This is a genomic window from Amycolatopsis saalfeldensis (genome assembly GCF_900110575.1).
Lineage (GTDB): Bacteria > Actinomycetota > Actinomycetes > Mycobacteriales > Pseudonocardiaceae > Amycolatopsis > Amycolatopsis saalfeldensis.
In genome coordinates this window covers 19,782-32,084 of sequence record NZ_FOEF01000041.1, presented here as the reverse complement: position 1 = coordinate 32,084, position 12,303 = coordinate 19,782, and the positions used below count along the sequence as shown (strand labels likewise).

Sequence of the window (12,303 nt, the reverse complement as noted above, 5' to 3'; positions counted from 1 at the left end):
GCGACCGACACATCCCGGTAGACGATCGGGGTCCCCAGGACCTCGCTGAACGTCGCCGCCAGCTCGGTCAGCGTGAACGGTGCCCCACCGAGCTCATAGGTCGCCCCCAGGTGCCCCTCCTGCGTCAGCACCGCCACCGCCGCCGCGGCCAGATCCGCCCGCCCGGCCCCGCTGACCCGACCCTCGCGCCCACTGCCCAGCAACGCCCGGTACCGGGTGATCATCGGCAGCTGGTCGGTGTAGTTCTCCAGATACCAGCCATTGCGCAGGATCACGAACGGCACCCCGCTGCCCCGCAGATAGTCCTCGGTGCGGTGATGCTCGCCCGCGAGGGTCATCCGCGCGGTCGAGGCGTTGACCAGGCTGGTGTACACGACCCGGGACACCCCCGCCCGCACCGCCGCGTCGATCGCGGTGCGGGCATTCGCGAACCGCTCCCCGACCGTCGTCGTCGACACCAGCAACACCGCCTCCGCGCCCGCGAACGCCGCATCCAGCGTGCCCGGGTCGGCGAAATCCCCGCGCCGCACCGTGACCCCGCGCTGCGCGAGGCCGGCGAGGGCGCCGACGTCCCGGCCCGTGGCCACGAGCTGCGCCGGCGATGTCCCGGCGGCCAGGAGCTGCTCGACAACGAGCCCGCCGAGATGGCCCGAGGCTCCGGTGATGACAGTGGACATGAGGTTCCCTCCAAGACGGCCCGACGACCGAACATCGTCAGCTTCATTGACAATATAGTCAATGAAGCTGACCACGTCAAGGCCGTGCCGCACCCCACCCCGAGACGACCGGGCAGGCTTACCGCGCGTACGGGTCGGTGATCTCGCGCAACTGCTCCAGAATCTGCTGCAGCAACGCGAAATTACGGGTACCCAGATAGGCCTTCCACTCCGACAGGATCTCGCCCAGGGTCGCCGCGACCACCTCGACCGCCCGCCGGCCACGCTGCTCGATCACAATCAACCGCGCACGACCATCCACCGGATCCGGAACCCGGCGGACATAACCAAGCCGCTCCAGCTGATCAACCAGCACACCAGCACTCTGCTTACTCATCTGCGCCTGATCAGCAAGATCCGTCAAACGCGAACCCTCCGCAGCCACACGCTGAAACACCCGACACTGCGCAAGAGTCCAGTCATCAAACCCCGCATCCTGCAGAGCCCGGAAAATCCGGTCCTCCATATACCGATACGGGATGAACAACGACACCCCTAGATCAACCCGCCGCTCGTCGCCCATACCGCTCTCGACTCCATCGCCCACCGGATCCCACGAGGTTCACACCCTACGTCAACGGCGCCGAGCCGAGCCTCCGGGCCAGTTGCCATCAGCGCCGCCGTATGGGTAAGTTAGTAAATGTACCTGATCAAACTGAAAAGAACAGAGGTAGCGTCATGACGTCAACGGCAAGCCTGGCGGGCAAGCGGGTCCTGGTCACCGGAGGCAGCAGCGGCATCGGCGCCGCGATCGCGCGGCGGCTTGCCGCGCAGGGAGCGGCCGTCGCGGTCAACTACCGCTCCGACCAAGCCGCCGCCGATGCGCTCGTCGACGAACTGCGCGGCGACGGGAGTGTCGCTTCGGCGTTCCAGGCCGACGTCAGCGACGCGGTGCAGGCCCACGAGCTGGCCGGCGCGGTGGTGTCCGAGTTCGGCGGCCTGGACCTGCTCGTCAGCAATGCCGGCGTCGAGCACTTCGGCGCGCTGGAAACCATCACCCAGGCCGACTTCGACCACCTCTTCCAGACCAACGTGGCCGGACAGCTGTTCGTCACCCAGGCCGCGGTCGCCGCGATGACCGACGGCGGCCGGATCGTGCTGAGCGCCTCGGTCAGCACGCGCCTGGCCGTACACCACCACGCCCTCTACGCGGCGAGCAAAGCCGCCATCCCGGCCATGGTGCGGAATCTGGCCCCCGAACTGGCCGAGCGGAACATCGCCATCAACGCGATCTCCCCCGGCGCCACCGCCACCCGCATGGCAACCCGCTATGCCGCCGACTACACCCATCCCGCGCTCGCCGAGGTGCCGTTCGAATCGCTCATCCGCTCGATGAGCGCATTCGGCCGCTTGGGCCGGCCCGAGGAAATCGCCGCCGTGGTCGCGTTTCTGCTTTCCGACGAAGCGTCCTATATCACCGGCGCCACCATCGAATCCGACGGCGGCTGGAACTGACGCGATCCCTGGGGGTGACAGGGGCCGCGGAGCAGCGGGCCGGATACGCGGCGCTGATGAGTGCGTGGCCGGTCCCGGACGGAATCCGCACGACCGAGGTGGACCTCGGCGGTCTGCGCGCATTGCTCATCGAACCGGCCGGGGAATCACGCCCCGGTAGTGTGCTGTTCTTCCACGGTGGCGGATATGTGGCCGGATCTCCGGAGACGGAGCTTTTCCTGACCGCGCATCTGGTGACGCGCACCGGTTTCCGGGCTTGTTCGCCGGATTACCGCCTCGCCCCCGAGCACCCGTTCCCCGCTGCATCGAGGACGGTTTGACGGCGTACCGCGCGTTGCTCGATGCCGGCACGGACCCTCGGCGATCGTGTTCGCGGGCGGCGGCCTGACCGTGACGACGCTGCTCAAGCCGAGGGAGGCCGGGCTGCCCATGCCGGCGGCCATCGTCGCGTTCTCGCCGCGCCGTCGCGGAAGCCCTCGCGCCGCTCTACCCGGATGGTCGAGCGCGCCCGCGACGCCGGTGTCGACGTGATCCTCGACGTCGTCGCGGACGCGCCCCATGTCTTCCAGATCTACTCCGGTAGCCGCGCTCAGCCGGCCCGGTAGCGGGTGGCGAGTTCGGGGCTCTGCCCGGCGAAAGCCGCCAGATCGGCTCGGAAAACGGCGTCGAGGAGGCTCGCGTCCTCGACCCCGGGAGCGCAGACGACCTCGCCGAGTTCCAGGCCGCGCAAGGCGGCGGTGACGAGGTCGCCCGCGCTCATCCGGGGGACGGCGCTCAGGTCCAGGCCCTGGCGCTCGTGGAATTCGGTGGCGACCACGCCGGGGCACACGACCTGGACCCGGACGCCGGTGCCTTCGAGTTCGGCGCTGAGGGTCTGGGACAGGGCGACCAGGTGGGCGAGCGTGCCGGCGTACACGGCGCGGCGGGGCATCTGGGAGTGGGGCGCGGGCCCGCTGAACGCGATCATGCCGGCCACGTTGACGATGGCGCCCCGGCCGCGCTCCACCATGCCGCCGACCGCGGCGCGCGCGAGCAGGGTGGGCGCGAGAACCTTGACGTTGACCAGTTCGCGGGCCTTCTCGGCGGGCAGTTCGGCGAGCGGCATGTAGTGCGCGACGCCCGCGTTGTTCACCAGCAGGTCCAGGGGCTCGCCGGAGCAGACCTGGGCAACGGCGTCGATGCCCGCGTCGGTGGAGAGGTCGGCGGCCACGGTGCGGACCTCGACCTGCGGGTGGGCGGCGGCGAACTCCGCCAGCCGCTCCTGCCGCCGGCCGACGACCACCAGGTCGTAACCGTCGCCGGCCAGGCGTTCGGCGAAGGCTTTGCCGATTCCGGAGGTGGCCCCGGTGACCAGTGCCAGCTTGCTCATGCGGAGTGTTCCCTTTCGGTTGTCATTCGAGTACGTCACGGGTTGAGCTGCGCCGGCGGCCGGGTCGGCGCCGGACAGGTGCGCGACGTTGTCGGGGGTCACCATGGTGTTGAGCAGATTCAGCGCGGTGCTGCCCGCACTGCCCAGCTTCAGCACCAGCCGGACCGCGACCTTCCGCAGGCCGCCGGTGACCTGGTTCAGCACGTCCTCGTCGGTCGTGACGCACAGCCCGACGACATCACACGCGGCCGCCGGCTCCCAGCCCGGCCAGCCGGCTGTCGGCGATTCCGTCAGTCCCGTTGTCACTGTCTGGTGTGGACAGTCGAGTCGCGGGATTCGGCCGGGGCCGGCAGCGTGGACCCGAGCAGGGCCAGCTTGTCGGCCGAATCGGTGCCGGGGTCGGGGTGGTAGACGGCGAGCATCAGGCCCGGCGCCTCACTGACCGCGAGCTTCTCCCGATTCAGCGTGAGTTCACCGAGCTGCGGATGGTCGAACCGCATGCTCGCCCCCCGCCGGCTCGCCACGTCGTGGCGGGCCCACAACTGCCGGAAACGAGGGCTGGCCAGGGAAAGCTCCCCCACCAGCTCGATGAACCGGGGGTCGTCGGCGCTGGTGCCGACGGACTGGCGGAAGCCGGCGACCAGGCCTTGCGAGGCCAGCTCCCAATCCACGAACAGGGCCCGCTCGGCCGGGTCGAGGAACACGTCGCGCAGCCGGTTCGCCCCGGCCACCAGGCGCGGCGAAAGCGCCGCGGCCAGCGGGTTGGCGGCCAGGACGTCGAGGTAACGGCCTTCGACGAACGCGGGCAGCGGAAGCGCCGCCAGGAACTTGACGATGCCCGGCGGGACCTTCTCCTTCCGGGGCCGCCGCGTGCGCGCCGGCTTGGGGCCGGCGAGGCCGATCAGGTACGCCGTGGTGTCGTCGTCGAGTTGCAGCACACGGGCGATGGACTCGAGGACCTGCCGCGACGGGTTGCGGTCACGCCCTTGTTCCAGGCGCAGGTAGTAGTCGGCGCTGATCCCGGCCAGCATGCCGACCTCTTCGCGGCGCAAGCCCGGCACCCGCCGCACCCCGATCACGGGAATGCCCGCCTGCTCCGGGGAGAGCAGCTCACGGCGGGCGCGCAGGTAATCGCCCAGCAGATTCGGCTCGTCGGTCATGTTCTCACGATAATCCGCGGGGCGGGCGCTCGCCTGGTCCTCTCACCCCCAGGATCGCCGGGGCACCGGCGCGGGCCGCTGACGGCCTGAAGGGTTACCCGCAGCGTGTTCTCGTCACCGGCGGATCCGGTTTCATCGCCGGGCGGCGCCGGGTGGGCCGACGCGGTCGCCGGGTGCGATTTCGTGTTGCACGTGGCCTCACCCGTTCAGGTGGAGCACGTGGAAAACGAGGACGACGTCGCCGCCGGGCAGCGGTTCCTCGTTTCGAGCGGGCCGGCGATCGCGCTCAAGCGGATCGGCGCCATTCTGACGGAAAGCCTGCAGTCCGCGGTGAGCCGGCTGACTCCGGCCGGCCTGGTTCACCCCGGTGCTCGGGCCGGAGTTCACGACGACGAGTCACAAGCGCGGGCGATCACGATCTCTGATCGCTGCGATCGCGGACTGCGCCTTGGTGGCGCTGGGGGTACCGCCACGGCGAGCTCGATCCGCGCGGCTGTGCCGAACACACGCGCGCTACGGCACGGCGGCAGTCAGGACCGCTCGGCGGCGGTGATCACGTTGTGGAACAGCATGGCCACCGTGGTGGGCCCGACGCCGCCGACTCGTGGGGTGATGGCGCTCGCCACTTCGGCGCACCGCTCGTCGACGTCGGGCAGCAGGCGGCGGCCTTCGTACCGCACGCCGCCGCCGATCACGACGGCGCCGGGTTTCACGTGCTCGGGCTGGATGATGCCGGGCACTCCGGCGGCGGCGATGAGGATGTCCGCGCGCCTGGTGTGGCGCGCCCAGTCGGGCACTCCACTGTGGACAACGGTGACCGCGGCGTTCGCCGTCGGGCGTTTCTGCGCGAGCAGCAGGGCGAGCGGGCGGCCGAGGGTGGCGCCCCGCCCGAGGATCACGACGTCGCGCCCGGCCACGGGGACCCCGTGGAACGCGAGGAGCCGCTCGATGCCCGCCGGGGTGCAGGGCAGCGGTCCCGGCAGCCCGATCGCGAGGCGTCCCAGGTTGACCGGGTGCATCCCGTCGACGTCCTTGCCCGGGTCCACAAGCGACAGTGCGGCGTCGTAGTCGAGGTGGCCCGGCACCGGGTACTGGATCAGGATCCCGTGCACGCCGGGGTCGGCGTTGTAGGCGAGGATCGCTTCCGACAGCTGCTCCTGCGTCCCGGCCGCCGCGATGTGGGTGTGCGGTGAGCGGATGCCCAGCTCCGCGGCCTGCCGCTGCTTGATCCGGATGTAGCCCGCGCTCGCGTCGTCGTCCCCGACGAGGATCGTGGCCAGGCTCGGCACGACGCCCTTCTCCCGAAGCGCGGTGACTCCGGCCCGCACCTCGCCGAGGACGGCTTCGGCGACGGGCTTCCCATACAACAACCGGGCAGGGGGCATCAGGTGTTCACCTCGGGATCGGGCCGGTGACCGCGTTGTACGGTCGAGGCGAGACGACGGCGGTCCCGAATGGGCGGTCGCAGCGGTACCGGTTCGGCGGCCATGGCGGCTTCTCCTTGCCCGGCAACGGGTCAGGCCAGGCCGGCCTGGTCCGGCGGAGTGGTGGCCCGCCGCTGCCACTCCGTGGCGAGGTCGATCTGGTTGAAGCTGAACAGGTGCAGTCCCTCGATGCCGAGTGCCCGGTGCTGGGCCTCGCCGCCGAGCCGGGACAGCAGCTGCTCCGGCTGGTAGGCGTTGCCGCGCAACAGGTTCTTGACCATGCCGTGCTGCTTGGTCAGGTACCGGACCGACGAGCCGACGCCGATCCGCATCGAGAGCTCGATCAGCTTGCGGATCTGGACCGGCCCCGCGACGCCGACGCGCAGCGGCAGGGTGAGGCCGGAGGCCCGCTGTCGCGTCAGCCAGCGCAGGAGCGCGGGAGCGTCGAAACACAGCTGGCTCACCAGGTAGCCGGCGTGGCGCTGCTTGCGATGCAGGTCCGCGTCGAGCACCTCCTCACTGATCGACGGGTGGCCTTCGGGATAGCAGGCGACGCCGATCCGGGTGATCGGGTGCTCGATCGCCGCCAGTGCCTCGAGCAGGTCGGCGGCGCACGAGTAGGGCCCGGCCGGGTCCTCGACGTCCCCGCCGATGACAAACAGGTCCGTGACCCCGGCGTGGCCGAGCCTGCCGACGATCTCGCGCAGCGCGGCCGCGCTCTCGACCTGACGGGCGGCAAGATGGGGCACGATCCGGTAGCCGAGCCCGGCGACCTTCTCGGCGGTTTCGACCGTCCGGTCGAGGCCGAGCTTGGGCGAGCAGGTGATGGTGAAACTGGTGCCCGCGGGAGCGGCGAGCATCTTCTCGACGGCTCCCCGCATGGGGATGACTTCGATGTCGGTGGATCGGGCGAGCGTGCCGACGGCGTCGCTGGACACGGTGTGCCTCCTTCGCGGGGAACGGGGTTCAGGTGAAGACGACGGTCCGGTGCCCGTCGAGCAGCACGCGGTTCGTGGTGTGCCAGTGGACGGCGCGGGCGAGGGCGAGGCATTCGGTGTCGCGGCCCCGCGCGGCGACCTCGTCGGCCGACATCGAGTGGTCGATCCGGGCGAGTTCCTGCTCGATGATCGGCCCCTCGTCGAGGTCGGTCGTGACGTAGTGCGCGGTGGCGCCGACGAGCTTGACGCCGCGCTCGTAGGCCTGGTGGTAGGGCCGGGCGCCCTTGAAGCTGGGCAGCATCGAGTGGTGGATGTTGATCGCCCGGCCCTCGAGCTGCTTGCACAGGTCCTCGGACAGGATCTGCATGTAGCGGGCCAGCACCACCAGGTCGGCTTGGAGGTCTTCGACGAGCTCCAGCAGCCGGCGTTCGGCGGCCGGCTTGGTCTCGGCCGTGACCGGGATGTGGTGGAAGGGCACGTTGCTGTGCTCGGCGAGCGGCCTCAGGTCGGGATGGTTGGACACGACCGCGACGACGTCGATGCCGAGCGCTCCGGTGCTCGCCCGGTACAGCAGGTCGTTGAGGCAGTGCCCGAGCGTGCCGGCCATGATCAGCACGCGCGGCCGGGCCCGCGCGTCGGTGAGGCGCCAGGCCATGCCGAAGACGCCGGCGATGCGGGCGAAATCCCCGCGCAGGACTTCCGGGTCGAGAGACGCGTCGCCGATGGCCTCGAACTGCACGCGCATGAAGAAGCGGCCGGTGCGCCGATCGCCGTACTGCTGGCTTTCCACGACGTTGCCGCCGTGGTCGAACACGAAGCCCGAGACGGTCTGGATGATGCCCGCGCGGTCAGGGCAGGACAGCGTCAGCACGAGGTGGGACATGGCTGCTCCCCGGAGGCGGTCACGCGAGCGGAGTGGTGCTGACGGTCGCGCAGACCTCCGTCTGCACGTGGTGTTCGACGTCGGGCTTGGCCGAGCCGCCGTCCGGTTCGCCCCACACGACGGTGACCTCGGCGCCGTCGACCGCCTCCGCTTCGTCGATCATGGCCAGCGACGACCAGCCGCCGACGTTGACGGTGTAGCCGGTCCGGTTGGAGATGCCGACCACCCGATCGCCGGCGCGGACGGTGTCGTAATGGAAGGTCGCGTAGACGCCGTACGGCACTTGCAGGTACTTCGTGCGGGCCTTGCCGCCGAAGAGCCCGCCGGCCAGCAGCCGGGCGACGTCTTCGTCGTGCCAGCGCAGCCAGACCTTGCGCCGGTGCGGCTGCCCGGCCATCCGCTCGAGCGCCGACCGGCCGAGGAAGTCGTGGTCGAACTTGACGACGTTGCCGTAGCCGAGGTCCCAGGGCGTCGGGTAGTAGTCCTCGATGTCGGCGGCATCGAAGCTGCCGCCGAGACAGGCCCGGCCGGCGAACGACGTGTCCGCGCCCAGCCACTCGCGGAACGCCCGGGTGGATTCGCCGGAGTAGACCGCCGGGACGGGCAGGCCGATCCAGCCCGACTCCAGCGCCGTCGTGGAGTAGGCGATCGCCCCGCCCTGGCGCAGGCCGAATTCCTCGCCCGCGCGCAGGAGCGCTTCCAGGACGGCGGGCCCGTCCTCCAGCGGCCCGAACAGCTCGAGGCCGGTCATCTCCAGTCCGGGGACGCCGGTCATGGTGTGGTTCAGCGCGCGCACCGTGCGCCCGGCGACGGTGAACCGGCCCATGCGGAAGAACCTGATGCGGTCGATCGGCCCGCCGTGGGCCTTTTCCGCGATCCGCAGCGCCGCCGGGCCCTGCAACTGGTAGCGGTACAGCAGCCGCCGTCCCTTGTTCAGCGGCGTGCTCTCGTCGCGGGTCACCTCGACGCGGTAGCCGCCCTGCTCGGCCTGGAACGTGATCCAGTCGTGCACCGACCCTCCCCCGACCAGGCTGACCTTGTCGTCCGCCATACCGAAGAGGATCGCGTCGCCGACGAAGTAGCCGTCCTCGCGAACGGCGACGTACTGCTTGGCCCGGTCGGTGCCGAACGCGCCGAAGCTGTTGACGCCGTAATCGCTCAGCAGCCGGTGCGCGTCGGGGCCGGTGAACGTGACGTCGAGCATGTGGTGGGACTGGTCGAACAGGGCCGCGGTCTCCTTCCACGACGCCTGTTCGTCGCGCCAGTTCGAGTGCTCGCTCTTGATCGGGAAGGGATGGGCGCCGCCCGGCGTGCGACGCAGCATCGCCGCCGGGCCGCCGGACCGCCGGATCTTGGTTTCGAGGCTCTCGGACATGCGAATTCCCTTCTGCCGGCCGTCGTCGACGGCCGGGTGCGCGGGCAGGAGGCGGTGGTGTGCCGGAGAAGTGGTCATGTCCGGAAAGGACAGACGAACCGAATCCGCGGTGACTCGGGTATTCCTTCACCAGGAACGTTATCGGCCGGGCCGCGGCCGGCCGAGCCGTTGCCCGAAGCCGGAGGTGCCGGTTAGCGAACCGCGGGGCCGGACCGCAGGGTCGTGGCCGGACGGACCCCGAACCGCTCGCTGTAGCTGGTCGCGAACCGGCCGGCGTGCCAGAAACCCCAGCGGCACGCGACCTCGGTCACGGTGGTCCCATCACCGGGGTTGGCCCGCTGAAGGTCGTCACGAGCACGAATCAGCCGCTGCTCGCGGATGAACTCCCGCGGCGTTTTCCCCAGTTCCTTCCGGAAGCCCAGCTCGAGCGCCCGGACCGTGACGCCCGCCGCCCGGGCCAGCTCGGGGATCGTCCAGGTGGCTTGGTCCTCGGCCGAAACCAGGTCGATCGCCTCGCGGACGCTGCGCCGGCCCGGCCGCACCCGCTCCCCCAGCAGCCTGGCCCGGTAGTTGTGGTCCAGGCCGAGCAGCACCGTGAAGAGGATCTGCTCCTCGAGGCGGCGCGTGACCAGGGCCGGCAGCGGTGAGTCCGGGTCCTTCCCGTCGTAGCTGGCCGCCAGCAGTTCGGCGGTCCCCGCCAGCGACAGCCGGGCCGGGCCGGTGACCGGGCCGGACCGGAAGCGCAGGTCCGCGGGGGGCGGTTCCAGGAGCAGGTTCCCGAGCGCGTGCTCGACCGCCTGCGAGTCGATGCGCAGCGTGAGCACCGACGCCTGGTCGCTCCACCGCGCGTGCATCGCGTCCCGCGAGCTGGTGACCCCCGCCGTTTCCCCGGCCACGAGGTCGATTTCGCTGCCCTGGTGGCGCAGCTGCACGTGGCCGTCGATCGGGAGCACGACCGCCAGGTAATCGCCGCGCGAGGTACCGAGCCGGTCCACGACGACATCGGTGCCGTAGCTCATGTACAGCAGCCAGGCGGAGTGGACCCGGACCGCGCGGCAGGTGGCCTCGAACCGCTGGTCCTGATTGCTGACGACCAGCTGGTTCGTCGAGAGGATCGCCGCCGACAGCGCCAGCGCCTCCACCGGGTCTTTGGTGCTGTAGCGCTCGTAGGCGTGCAACGGGCCTTCGTCGCGGCTGCTCCTCGGGGCGACGACATCGCCGTGTTCGAGCATTCCGCGCTCCTTTTTGCCCTTTTCGCCCCAAGATTGACGACGGAATCCGGAAAACCGATTTTATCACCGGCGAGCCGGCCGGAAAGGAAGCACGGGACGGCCTTCGCGGATACGCGCGTCGATCGCGCCGAGCAGGCCGCCGTCCAGACGCACCCGGTCGCCGGGCCGGAGGTAGGGGTAGGCGCCGGCGCCGTGCACCCGGGACAGCTCCAGGATGCAGCCGGTGCCCACGGTGCCGCTGGCGATGACGTCGCCGGGCACGACGCGGGTGCCGCGTGAGGCGTAGGCGATCATCTCGCCGAACGACCAGTACAGGGCGGCCAGGTTGCCGCTGCTGTAGGGCACGCCGCCGACCGACCCGGTCAGCTCGACGTCGTAGCCGCGGCCCGAGGCCAGAGCCGCGAATTCGTCCGCCGTGACCAGCCAGGGGCCGAAGCTGCTCGCCGAGTCCTTGCCCTTGGCCGGCCCGAGGCCCACCCTCATCTCGGCGGCCTGCAGGTCGCGGTTGCTCCAGTCGCAGAACAGCGTGAACCCGGCGATGTGGTCCACCGCCTCGTCCGGTGACAGGTCGGCGCCGGCCCGCCCGATGACGGCGGCCACCTCGATCTCGTAGTCGAGCGCCGCGCTGCCCGGCGCGATCTCCACGTCCGCGTGCGCGCCGCGGGCCGCGGCCGGATTGGTGAAGTAGAACACCGGCAGCTCGTACCAGAGCGGGTCCACGGGCTGCCCGAGCGCGGCGGTGGAGGTCACCACGTGCTCCTCGAACGCCATGAAGTCCCGGATCGACGGCGGCACCGGCACCGGCGCCAGCAGCTCCACCGCCGCCGGGTCGATGCCCGGTTCCCCGGCCGCCGCCACCGCCCCCGCGCGAAGCCGGGAGCCGTCGTCGCCGAGCAGGCCGATCAGGCTCGATGCGCCGGGAACCGGATGAAGCCGTTCGCCCTGCCAGATCCCCACTCGCACGAGGCCGTCCGGCCCCCGGTAGCTGCTGATCCGCATCGCCGGCCTCCTTCGGGTATCCGTTGCGCTAGAGCAGGTGCGCTCCCGCGTCCACGACGAGGTTCTCGCCGTTGACGCTGGAACAGGTCAGCAGGAACAGCACCGCCTCGACGATGTCCTGCGGGGTGGGCAGCCGTTTGGCCGGCGTGCGCAGGCGCTGCGCTTCGAAGAACTCGGCGCGGACCGGGTCGGCGTTGTCGATCGCCTCGGTTCCGGCGACCGTGCCGGGCGTGATGGCGTTCACCCGCACCGGGGCGATCTCGACCGCGAGCGAGTTGACCAGGCCGGGAATGGCGGAGTTGGCCATCGACATGGTCGTGGACCCCGGCGAGGGCCGCCACATGGACAGGCCGCTGAACAGCACGACCGAGCCGCCCGGGTCGAGCTTGGGCAGCGCGTGCGCGACGGCGTTCGCGTAGCCGACCGTCTTGATGAGCATCATCCGCGCGGCGGCGTCCGCGCGGAAGCCGGCCACGGTGTTGTGGTCCCGTTCGATGGCGGTGAGCACCAGGTGGTCGACCACGTCGAGGTCGCCGAACAACCGGCCGACGGAGCCGGCGTCCAGCAGGTCGCAGGCCAGCCCGCGAGCCGGCGGGCCGAGTTCGGCGGCGCGGGCGGCGGCGACGTCCGCGTCCCGCCCGGTGACCGTCACCCGCGCGCCTTGTGCCACCGCGGTCCGGGCCAGTTCGAACCCCAGGCCACGCGCTCCGCCGATGACGAGCAGGTGTGCGTCTTTTCCGAGCATCATGCCA

The 12,303-nt window shown here is 70.8% G+C and carries 13 protein-coding genes; 2 read left to right on the top strand and 11 right to left on the bottom strand.

What is annotated here, in order from left to right; all coding sequences use genetic code 11:
- Positions 1–677 (bottom strand): NAD(P)H-binding protein (locus BMY97_RS44175; RefSeq protein WP_091617486.1); only part of this gene is annotated, 677 nt, incomplete at its 3' end.
- A 118-nt stretch (positions 678–795) separates the two neighbouring features.
- Entirely contained in the window at positions 796–1,239 is a 444-nt protein-coding gene (locus BMY97_RS44170; RefSeq protein WP_091629458.1) for a MarR family winged helix-turn-helix transcriptional regulator, read from the bottom strand.
- Between the two features lie 155 nt (positions 1,240–1,394).
- Between BMY97_RS44170 and BMY97_RS44165 the strand changes: the two genes are divergently transcribed.
- Together BMY97_RS44165 and BMY97_RS48975 are read left to right on the top strand one after the other, a co-directional pair.
- Positions 1,395–2,171 carry an SDR family NAD(P)-dependent oxidoreductase gene (locus tag BMY97_RS44165; RefSeq protein ID WP_218157020.1) on the top strand — a complete coding sequence of 259 codons (777 nt, stop codon included), beginning with the start codon at positions 1,395–1,397 and terminating at the stop codon, positions 2,169–2,171.
- A 56-nt stretch (positions 2,172–2,227) separates the two neighbouring features.
- The gene (locus BMY97_RS48975) at positions 2,228–2,491 is read left to right on the top strand and encodes an alpha/beta hydrolase (RefSeq protein WP_245787811.1); all 264 of its coding nucleotides are present in this window, start codon (positions 2,228–2,230) and stop codon (positions 2,489–2,491) included.
- 269 nt (positions 2,492–2,760) lie between these two features.
- Here the strand turns inward: BMY97_RS48975 and BMY97_RS44155 are convergent, their stop codons facing one another.
- The 9 genes from BMY97_RS44155 to BMY97_RS44110 form a co-directional block, all read right to left on the bottom strand.
- Positions 2,761–3,846: an SDR family NAD(P)-dependent oxidoreductase gene (locus BMY97_RS44155; protein WP_245787810.1), complete on the bottom strand. Its 1,086-nt coding sequence runs from the start codon at positions 3,844–3,846 to the stop codon at positions 2,761–2,763.
- Entirely contained in the window at positions 3,843–4,700 is an 858-nt protein-coding gene (locus BMY97_RS44150) for a helix-turn-helix domain-containing protein (protein ID WP_091629456.1), read from the bottom strand. Before BMY97_RS44150 ends, BMY97_RS44155 begins: the two co-directional genes overlap by 4 nt.
- A gap of 530 nt (positions 4,701–5,230) precedes the next feature.
- Complete coding sequence (locus BMY97_RS44140) at positions 5,231–6,085, bottom strand: bifunctional 5,10-methylenetetrahydrofolate dehydrogenase/5,10-methenyltetrahydrofolate cyclohydrolase (RefSeq protein WP_091629453.1); 855 nt, start codon at positions 6,083–6,085, stop codon at positions 5,231–5,233.
- Between the two features lie 131 nt (positions 6,086–6,216).
- The gene (locus BMY97_RS44135; RefSeq protein ID WP_091629451.1) at positions 6,217–7,062 is read right to left on the bottom strand and encodes a methylenetetrahydrofolate reductase; all 846 of its coding nucleotides are present in this window, start codon (positions 7,060–7,062) and stop codon (positions 6,217–6,219) included.
- A gap of 28 nt (positions 7,063–7,090) precedes the next feature.
- Complete coding sequence (gene purU / locus BMY97_RS44130; protein ID WP_091629449.1) at positions 7,091–7,945, bottom strand: formyltetrahydrofolate deformylase; 855 nt, start codon at positions 7,943–7,945, stop codon at positions 7,091–7,093.
- A gap of 19 nt (positions 7,946–7,964) precedes the next feature.
- Positions 7,965–9,398 carry an aminomethyl transferase family protein gene (locus BMY97_RS44125; RefSeq protein WP_245787809.1) on the bottom strand — a complete coding sequence of 478 codons (1,434 nt, stop codon included), beginning with the start codon at positions 9,396–9,398 and terminating at the stop codon, positions 7,965–7,967.
- A 113-nt stretch (positions 9,399–9,511) separates the two neighbouring features.
- Positions 9,512–10,552: a helix-turn-helix transcriptional regulator gene (locus BMY97_RS44120; RefSeq protein WP_091629448.1), complete on the bottom strand. Its 1,041-nt coding sequence runs from the start codon at positions 10,550–10,552 to the stop codon at positions 9,512–9,514.
- Positions 10,553–10,615: 63 nt separating this feature from the next.
- Complete coding sequence (locus BMY97_RS44115; protein ID WP_091629446.1) at positions 10,616–11,551, bottom strand: fumarylacetoacetate hydrolase family protein; 936 nt, start codon at positions 11,549–11,551, stop codon at positions 10,616–10,618.
- A 28-nt stretch (positions 11,552–11,579) separates the two neighbouring features.
- On the bottom strand, positions 11,580–12,299 hold the full coding sequence (locus tag BMY97_RS44110) for an SDR family oxidoreductase (protein WP_091629444.1): 720 nt from the start codon (positions 12,297–12,299) through the stop codon (positions 11,580–11,582).
- Positions 12,300–12,303: the final 4 nt, after the last annotated feature.